Origin of the sequence: Azospirillum sp. HJ39 (genome assembly GCF_041507355.1) — a bacterium.
GTDB classification, from domain to species: domain Bacteria; phylum Pseudomonadota; class Alphaproteobacteria; order Azospirillales; family Azospirillaceae; genus Azospirillum; species Azospirillum thiophilum.
Genome location: NZ_CP167911.1, coordinates 995,367 through 1,011,345, shown reverse-complemented (window position 1 = coordinate 1,011,345; position 15,979 = coordinate 995,367). Strand labels below are relative to the sequence as shown.

Annotated in this window: 18 protein-coding genes and 1 other RNA gene; 10 read left to right on the top strand and 9 right to left on the bottom strand. The window is 68.9% G+C overall.

The features are described 5' to 3' along the window. Positions 1-151: 151 nt before the first annotated feature. Positions 152-1,561 carry a type I glutamate--ammonia ligase gene (gene glnA / locus ABMY26_RS18150; RefSeq protein WP_045582060.1) on the top strand — a complete coding sequence of 470 codons (1,410 nt, stop codon included), beginning with the start codon at positions 152-154 and terminating at the stop codon, positions 1,559-1,561. Between the two features lie 46 nt (positions 1,562-1,607). Here glnA and ABMY26_RS18145 read toward each other — a convergent pair whose 3' ends face one another. Continuing rightward, on the bottom strand, positions 1,608-1,913 hold the full coding sequence (locus ABMY26_RS18145; RefSeq protein ID WP_372398586.1) for a hypothetical protein: 306 nt from the start codon (positions 1,911-1,913) through the stop codon (positions 1,608-1,610). Between the two features lie 159 nt (positions 1,914-2,072). On the opposite strand from ABMY26_RS18145, the gene ABMY26_RS18140 reads away from it, so the two are divergent. Together ABMY26_RS18140 and ABMY26_RS18135 are read left to right on the top strand one after the other, a co-directional pair. Continuing rightward, positions 2,073-2,267: a hypothetical protein gene (locus ABMY26_RS18140; RefSeq protein WP_372398585.1), complete on the top strand. Its 195-nt coding sequence runs from the start codon at positions 2,073-2,075 to the stop codon at positions 2,265-2,267. A 74-nt stretch (positions 2,268-2,341) separates the two neighbouring features. Continuing rightward, positions 2,342-2,557 carry a hypothetical protein gene (locus tag ABMY26_RS18135; protein ID WP_372398584.1) on the top strand — a complete coding sequence of 72 codons (216 nt, stop codon included), beginning with the start codon at positions 2,342-2,344 and terminating at the stop codon, positions 2,555-2,557. Positions 2,558-2,723: 166 nt separating this feature from the next. Here ABMY26_RS18135 and gatA read toward each other — a convergent pair whose 3' ends face one another. The 4 genes from gatA to ABMY26_RS18115 form a co-directional block, all read right to left on the bottom strand. Beyond that, positions 2,724-4,205 (bottom strand): Asp-tRNA(Asn)/Glu-tRNA(Gln) amidotransferase subunit GatA, encoded by a 1,482-nt coding sequence (gene gatA, locus ABMY26_RS18130; protein WP_372398583.1) that lies wholly within the window; start codon positions 4,203-4,205, stop codon positions 2,724-2,726. Continuing rightward, complete coding sequence (gatC, locus tag ABMY26_RS18125) at positions 4,205-4,492, bottom strand: Asp-tRNA(Asn)/Glu-tRNA(Gln) amidotransferase subunit GatC (RefSeq protein WP_042691134.1); 288 nt, start codon at positions 4,490-4,492, stop codon at positions 4,205-4,207. The genes gatA and gatC overlap by 1 nt, the downstream gene beginning before the upstream one ends. A gap of 101 nt (positions 4,493-4,593) precedes the next feature. Next, positions 4,594-4,911, bottom strand: coding sequence for a hypothetical protein (locus ABMY26_RS18120; protein WP_045582049.1), 318 nt, complete (start codon positions 4,909-4,911; stop codon positions 4,594-4,596). A gap of 219 nt (positions 4,912-5,130) precedes the next feature. Then, positions 5,131-5,628 carry a GNAT family N-acetyltransferase gene (locus ABMY26_RS18115; RefSeq protein WP_372398582.1) on the bottom strand — a complete coding sequence of 166 codons (498 nt, stop codon included), beginning with the start codon at positions 5,626-5,628 and terminating at the stop codon, positions 5,131-5,133. Positions 5,629-5,722: 94 nt separating this feature from the next. Here ABMY26_RS18115 and ruvX point away from each other — a divergent pair, with 94 nt between their 5' ends. Beyond that, the gene (gene ruvX / locus ABMY26_RS18110; protein ID WP_372398581.1) at positions 5,723-6,262 is read left to right on the top strand and encodes a Holliday junction resolvase RuvX; all 540 of its coding nucleotides are present in this window, start codon (positions 5,723-5,725) and stop codon (positions 6,260-6,262) included. 1 nt (position 6,263) lies between these two features. Here the strand turns inward: ruvX and ABMY26_RS18105 are convergent, their stop codons facing one another. Further along, the gene (locus tag ABMY26_RS18105; protein WP_372398580.1) at positions 6,264-8,159 is read right to left on the bottom strand and encodes a hypothetical protein; all 1,896 of its coding nucleotides are present in this window, start codon (positions 8,157-8,159) and stop codon (positions 6,264-6,266) included. A gap of 11 nt (positions 8,160-8,170) precedes the next feature. Next, positions 8,171-9,112 (bottom strand): FAD-dependent thymidylate synthase, encoded by a 942-nt coding sequence (gene thyX / locus ABMY26_RS18100; RefSeq protein ID WP_372398579.1) that lies wholly within the window; start codon positions 9,110-9,112, stop codon positions 8,171-8,173. A 115-nt stretch (positions 9,113-9,227) separates the two neighbouring features. Between thyX and ssrA the strand changes: the two genes are divergently transcribed. From ssrA to ABMY26_RS18085, 3 genes are all read left to right on the top strand, one after another. Next, positions 9,228-9,589: a transfer-messenger RNA gene (gene ssrA / locus ABMY26_RS18095) on the top strand. Positions 9,590-9,665: 76 nt separating this feature from the next. Continuing rightward, the gene (locus ABMY26_RS18090; RefSeq protein WP_372398578.1) at positions 9,666-10,163 is read left to right on the top strand and encodes an SspB family protein; all 498 of its coding nucleotides are present in this window, start codon (positions 9,666-9,668) and stop codon (positions 10,161-10,163) included. 15 nt (positions 10,164-10,178) lie between these two features. Next, the gene (locus ABMY26_RS18085; protein WP_372398576.1) at positions 10,179-10,589 is read left to right on the top strand and encodes a TfoX/Sxy family protein; all 411 of its coding nucleotides are present in this window, start codon (positions 10,179-10,181) and stop codon (positions 10,587-10,589) included. 11 nt (positions 10,590-10,600) lie between these two features. Here the strand turns inward: ABMY26_RS18085 and ABMY26_RS18080 are convergent, their stop codons facing one another. Next, positions 10,601-11,296, bottom strand: coding sequence for a COQ9 family protein (locus tag ABMY26_RS18080; RefSeq protein ID WP_372398575.1), 696 nt, complete (start codon positions 11,294-11,296; stop codon positions 10,601-10,603). Between the two features lie 43 nt (positions 11,297-11,339). Continuing rightward, positions 11,340-11,888 carry a peptide deformylase gene (def, locus tag ABMY26_RS18075; RefSeq protein WP_372398574.1) on the bottom strand — a complete coding sequence of 183 codons (549 nt, stop codon included), beginning with the start codon at positions 11,886-11,888 and terminating at the stop codon, positions 11,340-11,342. Between the two features lie 193 nt (positions 11,889-12,081). On the opposite strand from def, the gene rpsU reads away from it, so the two are divergent. The 3 genes from rpsU to ABMY26_RS18060 all read left to right on the top strand — a co-directional run bounded on the left by rpsU (position 12,082) and on the right by ABMY26_RS18060 (position 15,963). Beyond that, positions 12,082-12,285: a 30S ribosomal protein S21 gene (gene rpsU, locus ABMY26_RS18070; RefSeq protein ID WP_012974546.1), complete on the top strand. Its 204-nt coding sequence runs from the start codon at positions 12,082-12,084 to the stop codon at positions 12,283-12,285. 242 nt (positions 12,286-12,527) lie between these two features. After that, on the top strand, positions 12,528-13,361 hold the full coding sequence (panB, locus tag ABMY26_RS18065) for a 3-methyl-2-oxobutanoate hydroxymethyltransferase (RefSeq protein WP_372398573.1): 834 nt from the start codon (positions 12,528-12,530) through the stop codon (positions 13,359-13,361). Positions 13,362-13,452: 91 nt separating this feature from the next. Next, positions 13,453-15,963 carry a ligase-associated DNA damage response DEXH box helicase gene (locus ABMY26_RS18060; protein WP_372398572.1) on the top strand — a complete coding sequence of 837 codons (2,511 nt, stop codon included), beginning with the start codon at positions 13,453-13,455 and terminating at the stop codon, positions 15,961-15,963. Positions 15,964-15,979: the final 16 nt, after the last annotated feature.

Sequence of the window (15,979 nt, the reverse complement as noted above, 5' to 3'; positions counted from 1 at the left end):
CGACTTTTTGGGTTGGCGCGTTGTGCGGGGAAGAAAGGCGTGAGATAACGTCCGCCGCAAGCGCCGCCCTCCGCAACCGGGGTCTCCATCGGACCCCGTCAGCGGTTTGACGCAGCGGGACCCAACCCTCTTAAAGCGTGGAAAAAGAGACATGTCCGACATCAGCAAGGTCTTCGACCTGATCAAGGAACACGACGTCAAGTACGTGGACCTGCGCTTCACCGACCCGCGCGGCAAGCTGCACCACACCGCCCAGCACGTCTCGACCATCGACGAGGACGTGTTCGAGGACGGCATCATGTTCGACGGTTCCTCGATCGCCGGCTGGAAGGGCATCGAAGAGTCGGACATGATCCTGAAGCTGGACCCGACGACGGCCGTGATGGATCCGTTCGCCGCCCAGCCGACGCTGAACATCCTCTGCGACGTCTATGATCCGGGCACCGGCGGCTCCTACGCCCGCTGCCCGCGCGGCATCGCCAAGGCCGCCGAGAAGTACACCGCGTCGGCCGGCATCGGCGACACCGTCTTCTTCGGCCCGGAAGCCGAGTTCTTCGTGTTCGACGACGTCAAGTACTCGGTCGACATGAACAAGGTTTCCTACGAGTTCGCCTCGGACGAGGGTTCCTACTCGTCGGGCAAGGACTATGAGGACGGCAACCTGGGCCACCGCCCGGGCACCAAGGGCGGCTATTTCCCGGTTGCGCCGATCGACAGCGCCAACGACCTGCGCGCCGAGATGCTGAGCGTGCTGGCCGAGATGGGCGTCCCGGTCGAGAAGCACCACCACGAGGTGGCTGCCGCCCAGCACGAGCTGGGCATCAAGTTCGACACGCTGGTCCGCACCGGCGACAACATGCAGTACTACAAGTACGTGGTGCACAACGTCGCCCACGCCTACGGCAAGTCGGCCACCTTCATGCCGAAGCCGGTGTTCGGCGACAACGGCTCGGGCATGCACTGCCACCAGTCGATCTGGAAGGACGGCCAGCCGCTGTTCGCCGGCAACCAGTATGCCGACCTGTCGGAGCTGGCGCTGTACTACATCGGCGGCATCATCAAGCACGCCAAGTCGCTGAACGCCTTCACCAACCCGTCGACCAACAGCTACAAGCGCCTGGTCCCGGGCTATGAGGCCCCGGTCCTGCTGGCCTACTCGGCCCGCAACCGTTCGGCGTCCTGCCGCATCCCGTACGTCGCCTCGCCGAAGGGCAAGCGCGTCGAGGTCCGCTTCCCGGATCCGTCGGCCAACCCGTACCTGGCCTTCGCCGCCATGCTGATGGCCGGCCTGGACGGCATCCAGAACAAGATCCACCCCGGCGACGCGATGGACAAGAACCTGTACGACCTGCCGCCGGACGAGCTGGCCAAGGTTCCGACGGTTTGCGGCTCGCTGCGCGAGGCGCTCACCGCGCTGCGCGAGGACAACGAGTACCTGAAGAAGGGCGACGTGTTCTCGGCCGACATGATCGAGGGCTACATCGACCTCCGCACGGAAGAGATGATGGCCTTCGAGACCATGCCGCACCCGATCGAGTACAAGATGTACTACTCGGTCTGATGTTGCCTTGCGGCGTCCGGCAACGGGCGCCGCTTCGGGTCCTGCATCATTCGAAAGCCGCTCCCGGTTCGCGCCGGGGGCGGTTTTCTTTTTTGGCCTGGTCGATCCACACACCGATATCCGGCGGGACACATCCCTTGCGCTCCGCACAATCCGCTTTCGCGCAGGTGCAGGCGGGGAACAGGCAGCCGTCGCCGTTCAGATCGGTCGCCCGCACCGCGAGGTCGTAGCGCACCCCGCGCATGATCGTCGGCCCGGCGGTGCTGTGACGCTCGTAATGTTCGACGACGAGGCGCACGCGGGTGAGCAGTTCGCGCCGTTGATCGCGTCCCGAATCGCGTCCCGGATCCATGCCTTCGCCCCCAATCGCGGTGATCGCTGCACAGAAGGGACGCGGAACGGCCGGTCCCTGTTCCGGCATCCAGGCGCAGTACGGCGCAAGGGCTATGGGCAGGCCGGGAATGATGCGCCCTCCAGCCTGTTTCCGCGTCACCGACCAAGAGGGGAGACCATGATGGACCGTGACCGGCTGCACCGCGTCGCCAAGGCATTGGGCGACGTCCGCCTCTACGACAAGCACCACACCGGCGAGCTGATCTCCATGCGCCTGCGCGATTCCCTGGCCGACAACCCCGGCTATGACGAGGAGGAGGTGGACAAGAAGCTGCTGGAGCTGGCCCGCGTCGCGCTGGAGGCCGCCGAATAGTAGGGGACGGAGTGACGAAGCGGCAGCCGGCCTGTTGGTGGGGGAGACGCGTCCATCAGAGGGAGAATGCCGCCATGGCCGAGGACAGGACATCCGATCCGCCGCAGAGCGACCGGTCCGGCACCGACCATCCGGGCAGCGACCGCCCGGCGACCAAGCCGGTCCCGGTGAAGCCGGCGGTGGAGCCGATGAGCGACAGGGACGAAGCCCCGCCGGGCACGCCGGGGACGGGCGAAAATATCGACCCCAAGACCGGCGAGACCTATGTGCAGGGCATCGGCGGGGCGTGACGGATAGGCGTCGGCTGACGATGCCCCCTCCCTAACCCTCCCCCGCTGGGCGGGAGAGGGGATTATCGTCGCTTTGCGAACTCATCCATTCTCGCCAAGGGTATTGCCCCAAACGAAAAGGGCCGGCTCACGCGAGCCGGCCCTTTTCCCGGTCACAACGTCCGCGTCACGCCACGAAGGGCGGAACCGCGGTGAAGCCGGCGGCCTTCTCGACGACCTGGCCGACGCGCAGCAGCGTCTCCTCGTCGAAGGGGCGGCCGATCAGCTGGAGGCCGAGCGGCAGGCCGTCGGCGCCCAGGCCGGCCGGAACCGACATGGCCGGAAGCCCGGCGAGGTTGATCGGAACGGTGAAGACGTCGTTCAGGTACATCTGCACCGGATCGTCCATCTTCTCGCCGATGGCGAACGGCGTGCTGGGGGCGGTCGGCGTCAGGATGACGTCGCAGCTCTTGAACGCCTCGTCGAAGTCCCACTTGATGCGGGTGCGCACCTGACGGGCCTTGTTGTAATAGGCGTCGTAATAGCCGGCCGACAGCACATAGGTGCCGATCAGGATGCGGCGCTGCACTTCCTTGCCGAAGCCGGCGCCGCGGGTGTTCTCGTACATCTCGCTGAGGCTGCCGCCCTCGACCCGCAGGCCGTAGCGCACGCCGTCATAGCGCGCGAGGTTGGACGACGCCTCGGCCGGCGCGATGATGTAATAGGCGGCCAGCGCGTATTTGGTGTGCGGCAGGCTGATCTCGACCGGCTCGGCGCCGGCCTCCTTCAGCCAGGCGATGCCCTGGTCCCACAGCGCGTCGATCTCGGGCGACAGCCCCTCGACCCGGTATTCCTTCGGAATGCCGACGCGCAGGCCGCGGATGTCGCCGGTCAGCGCGGCGCGGAAATCCGGCACCGCCATGTCGACCGAGGTCGAGTCCTTGGGGTCGAAGCCGCACATCGAGCGCAGCATGATCGCCGCATCCTCGACGGTGCGGGTCATCGGCCCGGCCTGGTCCAGCGAGGAGGCGTAGGCGACGATGCCCCAGCGCGAGCAGCGGCCGTAGGTCGGCTTGATGCCGACGGTGCCGGTGTAGCCGGCCGGCTGGCGGATCGAGCCGCCGGTGTCGGTGCCGGTGGCGCCCAGCGCGGCACGCGCCGCGATGACCGCGGCCGAACCGCCGGACGAACCGCCGGCGACGATCTTCCGTTCCCACGCCCCCGGCGCGCCGGGGCTCCACGGGCTGACCGTCTCGCCCTGGTGGGCGGTGATGGTGGCCGAGCCCATGGCGAACTCGTCCAAATTCACCTTGCCCAGCATGACGGCGCCGTCGCGCCACAGCTGGGACGTCACCGTCGACTCATACTCGGGCTTGAAGCCGTCGAGGATGTGGCTGCCGGCGGTGGTGGCGACGCCCTTGGTGCAGAACAGGTCCTTCACCGCGATGGGCAGGCCGTCCATCGGACCGGCCTCGCCCTTCGCCCGGCGCTCGTCGCTGGCCTTGGCCATCGACAGGGCGGCGTCCGGCGTCTCGGTGATGAAGATGTTGAAGGGGCGCACCGCCTCGACCGCGCGCACATGCGCCTCGGCCAGTTCGACCGCGGTGAACTCCTTCTTGGCGAGACCGTCGAGGGCCCCGGCCATGGTGAGATGCGTAAGCGCCGTCATCACTCGACCACCTTCGGCACGACGAAGAACCCTTCGGCCGTCTCCGGCCCGTTCGACAGGACCTGCGCGGCATAGCCGCCGTCGGTGACCTCGTCCTTGCGGCGGCGCAGCTTTTGCGCGGCGACGCTGGTCATCGGCGGCACGTCCTTCGTGTCGACCTCGTTCAGTTGTTCCACGAAGGTCAGAATCTGGCTCAGTTCCCCAGCCAGGGATTCCAGTTCCTCGTCCGGCACCTTGATGCGGGCCAGATGCGCGATCTTGGCCACCGTGGCCTTGTCGAGCGACATGCCTCTACTCTCTTCCAAAACATTGGAAATCGGCCGCGAAGCTATCACCCGCAGTCGCGCGCCGCAACGATTGCCGACCGTCCCTCCGGCCGCAGGGAAAATCAGAAGGCGCCCATGCCGCCATTCGGCCCCACCGCAGCCAAGGCCAGCGGGCAGCCGCAGGACGGACATTGGGTCCGCCGCAGCACCTCCGCGACCCGCTCGTCCGGCAGCGTGACGCCAAGCGCGCTTTCGACCGCCGCGATCTGCCTCTTGTGGTCGGCCGTCGCACCGCAGGCGGCATCGAGCATGGCGCCATAATCCGACCGCGGCTGCGCGGTGATCGCCTGCGCACCACCCGCCACGAAAAGGCAGGCGCCGCCGGCGGCCAGCCCGGCCAGGACCGTCCGCCGGTTCGCATCCGCCACAGTCCCGCTCATCCGTTCCCTCCGTCGCTCGACCTGCATATGCAGCGACTATACGCCCTAACCGCCGGATCGCCAGCGGTTAGGGCGTTTCCTCGGGCGGCGATGCGCGTTGCCGCCTAAGCAGGTTTCTCCAGATCGGGCCACAGGCCCGGCCTGGAGAAACCTGCGGACTCTATGGTTTTGCAGGTTTTCCGAGCCCGCCCATTCGTGGGCGGAGTTCGGAAAACCTGCTTAGCCGGCCCGCTCCAGCCGCAGCTTGAACAGCGCGATGGGGTCGCCCTGCGGCGTCACCCGCGTCTCCAGCGCGACCGGGGTCATGCCCAGCTTGGCATAGAGCAGCAGCGCCGGGGTGTTGGTGTTGAAGCAATAGAGCGTCAGTTCCGGCAGGCGATAATGATCGAAGGCGCGGCCGATCATCGTCCGCACCAGATACTCGGCGATGCCGCGGCGGCGCAGCGCCGGGTCGACGCTGACATTGCCGATGCTGGCGGTCCGCCCATCCTCGAACGTCGCGTAATTGGCATAGCCGACGACACGCTCCCGCCCGTCCGCGGTCACGGTCGCAACGGTGGGGTCGCGGCGGCTGTCCAGGGACGCCCGGATCTGGTCGGGCGTCAGCGGCCACACCGCGCGGGGAAACAGGAAATACAGCTCCTCCGCCGTGCGCGGGAAACCGCAGACGGCCGGGATGTCGGCACCGGCGAGCGGCCGGTGCGACAGGGTGTCCATGGGCGGGGGGCGCAACATACTTAGAAGAGTAAGTATCTTCGACAACAACTCAAGCGTTCTTGCGGCGGCGCCCCGGCGGCCCTATGGTCGGGGCATGATCCATACACTCTCCGAACTCGCGGCCCGGCTGGGCAAGAACCAGCGTTTGCTTGGGCTTGACGTCGGCACCAAGACCGTCGGGCTGGCCGTGGCCGATCCGGGACTGATCGTCGCATCGCCGATCGGCACGCTGAAGCGCACCAAATTCACCCAGGACGCCCGCGAACTCGGCAAGACCGTCCGCGATTACGGCATCGGCGGGCTGGTGGTCGGGCTGCCGCTGAACATGGACGGCACCGAAGGGCCGCGCGCCGAGTCGGTGCGTGCCTTCGCCAACAACCTGCTGGAACGCTCCGACCTGCTGGGCTGGGATGCGGAGATCGCCTTCTGGGACGAGCGGCTGTCGACCTCCGCGGTGGAGCGTTTCATGATCGGCGAGGCCGACATGACCCGCAAGCGGCGGGACGAGGTGGTCGACAAGATGGCCGCCGCCTACATCCTCCAGGGCGCGCTCGACATGCTGGCCAACCAGCGCCGCCTCGCCGCCGAGGCGGCGGAGGACGACGCACGGCAGGACGGGGCCGACGAGGGCTGACTCAGTCGAAGTTCAACGCGAAGGACGCCCGCCCCTGCCCGGCCGCGGCCCGTTGCCACATGGCACCGAAGGCGGCCTCCAGCGCGCGGGTGAAGCGAACGCCATCCAGGGCGGGCGACGCGGCCAGCCGGTCGCGCAGGCGGCCGCGGATGCTGGCCAGCCCGTCCGGGTCGGAAACCAGGGCGGCGGCCATGGCGACATAGGCGTCCTCCCCCTCGACGGCGAGCGCCGGCAGGCCGGCCGAAGCGAGGTGCGTCACCGCATGGCGGGCGCAGAAACGGTCGCCGCCCAGCGTCACCACCGGCACCCCCATCCACAGCGCCTCCAGCGTGGTCAGCCCGCCCGAATAAGGGAAGGGGTCGAGCGCGACGTCGATCTCGCCATAGGTCGCCAGGAATTCGGCGTGCGGTGCCGCGCCGCGCAGCTCGATGCGCGCCGGATCGGCGCCGGCCGCCGCGAACAGCGCCAGCGTGCGCGCCCGCAGGTCGGGATCGTCCAGCCCGGGCGTGCGCAGCAGCAGCCGGGCGTCCGGCACCGCGGCCAGCAGCCGCGCCCACAGGGCGGCGACCTGCGCGTTCAGCTTGGGCAGGGCATTCAGCGATCCGAAGGTCGGCGCGCCGCTTGCGACCATCGGCAACGGTCCCACCGGCGGGGCGGCGGCGGGCGGCGACCAGGGAACATAGGCATCGGGCATGCGGACGATGCCCTCGATGGCCCAGCCATCGGCCCCCTCCGGGCTCTGCCGCGGATCGGAGATCAGATAATCCATCGCCGGCAGCCCGGTGGTCCCGACATAGCCGGCCCAGGTAACCTGCACCGGCGCCGCCCGCCGGGCGAAGACGCCCAGCCGGTTGCCCAGCGTATGGCCGGCCAGATCGACCAGGATATGGATGCCGTCGGCGCGGATGCGCTCCAGCAATGCCTCGTCGTCCATCGCCGCGCTGTCGACCCAGCCGTCGGCCAGCCCGCGCAGCCTTGCGGTCAGCGCATCGGGATTGGCTGTGTTGGAATAACAGATCGCCTCGATCGCGCCGCGGTCGTGGGCGGCCAGCACCGGTTCCAGGAAATACCCGACAGGATGGGCGCGCAGGTCGGCGGAGACATAGCCGACACGCAGCCGCGGTGCCGGCGGCGGGACGGCGGCGGCCGGACGGTCGGGATGGCGTACGCCCCAATCGGCATGGGCCTGGGCGATCTGCTGCATGGTCCGGGCGGGGTCGTACTGCATCAGGAACAGACGCGCGCCATGCAGCGGATCGGCGCCGGGCTCAAGCCGCAAGGCACGGTCGAGGGATGCCAGGGCCTCGCCCAGCCGCGCCTGGGGCGCAAGCGCACGGCTGGCCCGGTTGGCCCACAGCTCGACCCGCGCCGGATCGAGGCACAGGCCGGTGCGGTAGGCACGGTCGGCCTCCGCCGGCAAATTCATCTCGGCCAGCGCGTTGCCGATGTTGTAGGGGGGAATCCAATTCTCCGGCGCCACTGCTGCGGCGCGACGGTGAAGCCGCACCGAGTCCGCCCGCCGGGCCTGCGCCCGCAGCAGGTTGCCGGCATTGACCAGCGCCGCCAGCCCGTCGGGGATCAGGGCCAGCGTACGGCGGTAACAGGCCTCCGCCAGATCGGCGCGCCCCACCTGGGCCAGCCCCCCGGCGACCGCCAGCAGGCCGTCAGCCGCCGTGGCCAGCCCGCCGTCGAGGTTCAGCGCACCGGCATAGGCCTGCACGGCCCCCAGCGCGTCGCCCTTGCTTTCCAGGACCAGGCCGTAATTGGCCCACCAGACGGCAACGCCGGGACGGACGGAGATCGCCTGCGCGATCAGATCCTGCGCCTCGTCCCAACGGCCGGCCTGGGCGGCGATCAGACCCCGGCGGTAGACGCTTTCAGCCTGATCCGGCCCCATCTGTCAGCTCCTCACTCGCCGGAACGGCCGAGCTGGTCCATCAGTTCGCGCCATTCGCGCTTGGACAGGCCGCTCGCCTCCTGGGTCACCGGCTCGCCGGCCAGCAGGCGCTTCACCACGTCCAGCCCGGTGCGCGACAGGTGGGTGCCGCCCATGCGGTATTCGGTGAAGGACTCGTAGACCGCCGGAACCCAGCGCTTCACCATGTCGAGCATGGCGTCGGCATAGACGCGGATCTCGTACTGGGCATGGCTGTCGGCGCGCAGCGACAGGAAATGCAGAAGGTTGTGGAGATCGACCTTCCAATACCACTGCGTGTAGTAGTTCAGCGACAGGTTCATCCGCGCCAGCTCGCGCGCCAGCCCCTGGCGGGATGGGTCGATGACCGTGCCGTCCTCGCGCTGGTTCAGCATCTCTTCATAGCTGCCGTAGGCGCGCTCGGACTCCTCGCGCAGCAGCCGCATGACCGACGCGGCCTCCTCGCCCTCCAGCACGTCGCCGCGGCCCTGGCGGTTGACGACGGCCTGGGCTCCCAGCTGCTCGGGCGCCGGCACGTAGAACTCGCGGTCGAGGATGGAGTAGCGCGCCGAATATTCGTTCACGTTGGCGGTGCGGTGGCGGATCCACTGGCGGGCGACGAAGATCGGCAGCTTGACGTGGAACTTGATCTCGCACATCTCGAACGGGGTCGAGTGGCGGTGGCGCATCAGGTACCTGATCAGCCCGGCATCCTCGCTGACCTTCTTGGTGCCCTTGCCGTAGGACACGCGCGCCGCCTGCACGACCGCCGCATCGTCGCCCATATAGTCGATGACGCGGACGAAGCCGTGGTCCAGCACCTCCAGCGGCTGATAGAGGATCTCCTCGAGCGCCGGGACGGTGGCGCGGCGGGTGGTGGCGGTGACGGCGCGCAGGCGATCGATTTCGTCGCGCTGCTCGGGCGTGATCGGCATGGTGACTCCGGGGTTACGGTGCCGGCTGTCTTAACAGACCGCACGCAAATCGGGAACGGCGAACGACGGGCCAGCCCCGCGTCACCGCAACGCATTCGACGATCATGTCACAGACCCCCTTCCCTTGCCGGACGGGAGTGCCTATATTCGCCTCGTCGGTTCGCCGACTATGGCGATAAACGCCTTGTGGAATAAGCGTTGTGGACCCGGGGGCGGTACCCGGCGCCTCCACCAACCATACACCGGTACTCGTTGGCCGGGGTCGTTGGGGGCGAAACAGGATCGACACGCGTAGTAAAGGCATGGTTTTCGCTCGGCATGGTTCCGCCGTTATCGGGCCGTTGCAATAGTTGCCAACGACAACGTTGCTCAGGCTCGCCTCGCTGCCTAACGGCGGCTGGTAGCCTAAACCTAATCCCCGAGGGTTAGCGCCTAAGGGTGGGGCCGTGGGCCGCCTAGCAACAGAAGGCCCACACCTCTCTTCCCGGCGTCTCGAACCGGCATTTTGCCGACGATGCGCAGATCGAAGCGTTTTCCAGGGATCCGCCCAAGCATGCCGAAAGAGCAGCTCCGCTATGACCGCATGGTCGAGACCGCGTTGCGCGGCGTCGTCCGCGACGCGCTGACCGAGGTGGCCGAGCGCGGCTTGCCGGGCAATCACCATTTCTACCTGACCTTCCGCACCGGCCTCCCCGGCGTGGAGATCCCGGACTATCTGGCCGCCCAGTATCCGAACGAGATGACCATCGTCCTCCAGTTCCAATATTACGGGCTGGACGTGGTGGAGGATCATTTCGAGGTCACGCTGAGCTTCAACAACGTGCATGAGCGGTTGGTCGTTCCCTTCGCCGCCATCACCACCTTCGCCGACCCATCGGTGAATTTCGCGCTCCAGTTCCAGCCGCTGGCCGCCGCCGAATCGGCGGATGTCTCGACCATGCCGCCCCGCCCCGCCACCGACCGCGTGGAAGAGAAGGCGGAGGAAAGCGTTCCGGCCGAGGAGCCGAAACGCGGCGAGGTCGTGGCGCTGGACGCCTTCCGCAAGAAGTAACCTTCCCGAGGACGGATGCCGCCCCGCCCGCCCAGCGAGTATGTCGTCACGCTCTGCGAGATGATGGCGCCGCTGGGTGACGTGCGGGCACGCCGCATGTTCGGCGGCTACGGCCTGTCGATCGACGGGCTGACCTTCGCGCTGGTCGCCGACGAGACGCTCTATCTCAAGGCGGACGAGGTCAACCGCGAGTCGTTCGCCGCGCTGGGACTGGCGCCCTTCCGGCCGATGCCGGACAAGCCCGTCACCCTCTCCTACTATCCCCCGCCCGACCAGGCCCTGGACGACCGCGACGAGTTGCTGCCCTGGGCACGCTCGGGCTTCGAGGCTGCCCTGCGCGCCGCCGCGAAGAAGGCGGCGAAGGCCGCAAAGCCGGGGCGGAAACGGGATATTCCCTCTCCCCGGGGGAGAGGGAGATACACGTAAGCCCCATCCCCTCAGATATTCTCGGCCATGTGGATCGTCGCGTTGCTCGCCTGCGTCCCGGCGGCGCGCTGGCGCATCTGGCGGGCGAAGCGCAGCGGGTTGGGGAAGAGGTTCAGCATCGAGCCGAGCTTGCCGACCGACGAGGTCGCCTTGCCCACCGCCATCACCTCGGCCAGCCGGCGGTCGATGAAGGCGCGGGTTTCCGCATGGTCGTCCGACTTGTCGTCCAGCCAATAGAAGGTGGAGGAACTGACCACCGCGGCGAGCAGCGCCCGCTTGGTGTAGTGGTTGTAGTCGGTCGAGATGTCGCCGGCGGCGAACCACATCGCGTCGACCGAGCGGTAGAGCAGCCGCAGGCCGAGCGCCATGTTCTGCGGCATCGCCAGATAGGAGATCTGGCGGCGCTTGGCCTCGCGGTAGGGCTCCAGCACCTCGAAATAGGTGCGGACAGCCAACGCGACGCGCTCGCGCACCTTCATCTCGGCCAGCGGCAGGGCTTCCAGCCGGTCGAGCATCTGGCGGTCGGTCCAGTCGGCGAAATGTTCGACCGCGTCGCTCACGCCGCCGGGGAAGGCGCGCAACAGGGCCGACGGCTCCTGGCCCGCCATCTGGGTGCCGTCACGCAGCGCCTGCAGGCTCCAGCCGTCGAAGACGACGTTGGGCAGGGTCGCCACCAGAATGTCGTCGCGAAGCTGCTCGATGCTCATGGTTGGTCTCCCGGCGCCTCGGTCGGCGCGTCCTTTGCCGCGTTCAGCGCGGCGTTGAGGTGACAGCCGCGCTCAGCGCGGCGTTGAGGTGATGCATCTCCTCGGTGCAGACGAGGAGCCGCAGATCGTCCATCCGATCAAGATAGAGCACGCCGTCCAGGTGGTCGACCTCGTGCTGGACCACACGGGCATGGAACCCGGTCGCCTCGCGCTCGATCCGGGCGCCGTCCAGCCCGTAGCCGCGGTAGCGGATGCGGGTATGGCGCGGCACCAGCCCGCGCAGGCCGGGGATCGACAGGCAGCCTTCCCAGCCGAGCGCCATCTCGTCCGACAGCGGCTCGATCGCCGGGTTGACCAGCACGGTGTTCGCCACCTCCTCACCGCCGCTGCGGTCGGCTGGCACGCGGAAGACGATCAGGCGCCGCGACTCCGACACCTGCGGGGCGGCCAGACCGACTCCGGGAGCGTCCAGCATGGTGGCGATCATGTCGGCCGCCAGCCGGGCGACGGCCGGATCGGTCGGGTCGGCGATCCGGGCCGCGATCTCGCGGAGCACGGGATTGCCCATTCGGGCGATTGGAAGCACTGGCATGCCCCATATCTGGAGCGCCGGAGCGCCCGCGGCAACCGATTCCTGCCGGGCTCGTGCTTCGCGGCCTAAGACTCCCCTTCACAAAGCCGACCGGCCATGCTACACACTGCCCTCACACAAGGGGTGCGCCTGCCGCGCATGCCTGTTTGTTGCCTTCGTGCAACGCGTCTCACTTGGAAGGGTGACGGTAAACGTGCAAGTTCTGGTCCGAGACAACAACGTCGATCAGGCCCTCCGCGCGCTCAAGAAGAAGATGCAGCGCGAGGGCATTTTCCGTGAAATGAAGCTGCGCCGCAACTACGAGAAGCCCTCGGAGAAGCGCGCCCGTGAGAAGGCTGAGGCCGTGCGCCGCACCCGCAAGCTGCTGCGCAAGCGGATGGAACGCGAGGGCTATTAATCGACGGTCGCCTTCGAGCGACTGCGAAGGGCGCGTGTGATGCGCGCCCAAGACCCCTTGTGTCTTGCACCCCGACCGTCCCGCGACCATCGCGAGGGCGGTTTTGGTGTGTCTGCGGCGCCGCCTTCGCTGCGATTGTCCGTAGGCCACGCGTATTGACCGTTCAGCGAGCGGACCGGCATGCCCGCCGCGCGCGGCAGGCTGCGGTCCGCTCCAGCGACCTGTTCCGGAAAGGCCCGTTCATGAGCGCTTCCAACCTCACTGCCCGCCAATCGGTCCCGGCGCTGCGCGCCCGCAAGGGCGGCGAGCCCATCGTCTGCCTGACCGCCTACACCGCCCCGGTCGCCCGCCTGCTCGACCCGCATGTCGACCTGCTGCTGGTCGGCGACTCGCTGGGCATGGTGGTCTATGGGCTGGACAGCACGCTGACGGTGACGCTGGACATGATGATCGCCCATGGCGCCGCCGTCGTGCGGGCCTCCGAACGGGCCTGCGTGGTGGTCGACCTGCCCTTCGGCAGCTACCAGGAGAGCCGTGAGGCCGCCTTCCGCGCCTCCGCCCGGGTGATGGCGGAAACCGGCGCCCAGGCGGTCAAGCTGGAAGGCGGGCAGGAGATGGCGGAGACGGTGGCCTTCCTGACCGCCCGCGGCATCCCGGTGATGGGCCATGTCGGGCTGACGCCGCAGTCGGTGAACACGCTGGGCGGCTACAAGGCGGTCGGCCGCGACGCCGAGGCGGCGGAGCGCATCGCCGCCGACGCCCGCGCCATCGCCGAGGCCGGCGCCTTCTCGCTGGTCATCGAAGGCACCATGGAGCCGCTGGCCCGCCGCATCACCGAAGAGCTGGCGATCCCCACAATCGGCATCGGCGGCTCGCCGGCCTGCGACGGACAGGTTCTGGTCACCGACGACATGCTCGGCCTGTTCGGCGCCTTCCAGCCGAAATTCGTCAAGCGCTACGCCGAGTTGGGCCAGACGGTGAGCCAGGCGGCATCCGCCTACGCCGCCGAGGTGCGGACCCGCGCCTTTCCGGGCCCGGAACATTGCTTCGGCGTGAAGAAAACGGCGACGGTGTGAGGGATATCCCCCTCTCCCTCCGGGGAGGGGGAGGCTTCGCGGAATTTCGTTCTTCCTCCGTTCCGGGCGATCCGCTAGAGTCGCGGCCGTCATGGATGCCCCCTCACCCGACCTGATCCCGCCCAACGTCGCCGCTTGGTTCCGGTCGCGCGGCTGGGCGCCGCATCCGCATCAGGTCGCGATGGTCGAGGCGGCGGAGCGGGGGGAGAGCGCGCTGCTGATCGCGCCGACCGGCGGCGGCAAGACGCTGGCGGGTTTCCTGCCCTCGCTGATCGAGCTGGCCGAACGGCCGCGCGACGGCCTGCACACCCTCTACATCTCGCCGCTGAAGGCGTTGGCGGTCGACATCCAGCGCAACCTGGAACAGCCGATCGCCGAGATGCGGCTGCCGATCCGGGCGGAGACGCGCACCGGAGACACGCCGGAGGCCAAGCGCCGGCGCCAGCGCAGCCACCCGCCGCACATGCTGATGACGACGCCGGAAAGCCTGGCGCTGCTGCTGTCCTACACCGATGCCGACCGGCTGTTCCGCGGGGTGCGTTGCGTCATCGTCGACGAGCTGCACGCACTGGCCGGCACCAAGCGCGGCGACCTGCTGGCGCTGGGGCTGGCGCGGCTGGCGCGGCTCGCCCCCGCCGCCCGGCGGGTCGGCCTGTCCGCCACGGTGGCGGAGCCGGACCGGCTGCTGGCCTGGCTGTCGCGCCGCGGCCGTTACGACAGCGCTCCGGACGCCCCAAACGCGCACGACGTCCGCCTCGTGCTCGGCCGCTCCGGCGCCCGCGCCGAGGTGGAGATCCTGGCCTCGAAACAGCGCGTGCCCTGGGCCGGCCACATGGCGCTGCACGCGATGACGGAGATCTACGAGCGCATCCGCCGCCGGCGCACCACCCTGCTGTTCGTCAACACCCGCGCCCAGGCGGAGCTGGTGTTCCAGGCGCTGTGGCGCGTCAACGACGATACGCTGCCGATCGCGCTCCATCACGGCTCGCTCGCGGTGGAGCAGCGCCGCAAGGTCGAGGCGGCGATGGCGCGCGGCGAATTGCGGGCGGTGGTCGCGACCTCCTCGCTCGATCTCGGCATCGACTGGGCGGCGGTCGATCTGGTGGTGCAGATCGGCGCGCCCAAGGGATCGAGCCGGCTGGTCCAGCGCATCGGCCGCGCCAACCACCGGCTGGACGAGCCGAGCCGAGCCCTGCTGGTCCCCGCCAACCGCTTCGAGGTGCTGGAATGCCGCGCCGCGCTGGAGGCGGTCAACGACCGCACGCTGGACGGCGAGGCGCCGCGGCCGGGCGGGCTGGACGTGCTGGCGCAGCATCTGCTCGGCATGGCCTGCGCCGCCCCCTTCGTGCCCGACGCGCTCTATGAGGAGATCGTCTGCGCCGCCCCCTACGCCGCGATGACGCGCGACGAGTTCGACGACGTGCTGGATTTCGTCGCCACCGGCGGCTACGCGCTCGGCGCCTACGACCGTTTCCAGCGGCTGAGACTGCGCGAGGACGGGCGGATAGCGGTGTCCGGCCCGGCGGTGGCGCGGCAGTACCGGATGAATGTCGGCACCATCACCCAGGAGGCGCTGCTGCGCGTCCGGCTGAACCGCGGCCCGGTGCTGGGCGAGGTGGAGGAGTATTTCATCCAGGGGCTGACCCAGGGCGATACCTTCCTGTTCGCCGGCCAGCTGCTGAAGTTCCTCGGCGTGCGCGAGATGGAGGCGCAGGTCGCCAAGGGCGGCAGCGGCGACCCGAAGGTGCCCGCCTATGCCGGCGGCCGGCTGCCACTGACCACCCATCTGGCCGAGCGGGTGCGCGCCATGCTGGCCGACCCGCGCCAGTGGGACGGGCTGCCGGAGGATGTCCAGGAATGGCTGCGGCTGCAGCGCTGCCGCTCGGTCCTGCCGGCGCGCGACGGGCTGCTGGTGGAGACCTTCCCCAAGGCCGGCAAGCGCTTCCTGGTCGCCTATGCCTTCGAGGGGCGCAACGCCCACCAGACGCTCGGCATGCTGCTGACCCGGCGGATGGAGCGCTTCGGCCTGGGGCCGCTGGGCTTCGTCGCCACCGACTATGTGCTGGCGGTGTGGTCGCTGCGCTCGCCCCAGGAGATGGGGGCAGACATGGATTCGCTGTTCGACCAGGACATGCTGGGCGACGACCTGGAAGCCTGGATGGACGAGTCCTCGATGCTGCGGCGGACCTTCCGCAACGTCGCGCTGATCGCCGGGGTGATCGACCGCCGCCATCCCGGCCAGGAGAAGACCGGGCGGCAGGTCACCTTCTCGTCCGACCTGATCTATGACGTGCTGCGCAAGCACGACCCCGGCCATGTGCTGCTGCGGGCAACGCGGGCCGACGCGGCGGGCGGGCTGACCGACATCCGCCGCCTGTCCGATTTCCTGGCGCGGGTGCGTGGCCGCATCGCCCACAAGGATCTCGACCGCATCTCGCCGCTGGCGGTCCCGGTGATCCTGGAGATCGGGCGCGAGCGCGTCGACGGCAGCGCCACCGACGAGTTGCTCGCCGCCGCCGAGGCCGAGCTGCTGGCGGAAGCCATGCCGGAACTGACCCAGCCGAAGCGCTCCGGACCGGAACAGGGGCGGCTGTCGCTGTGACGCCGCCCCCTGCCCG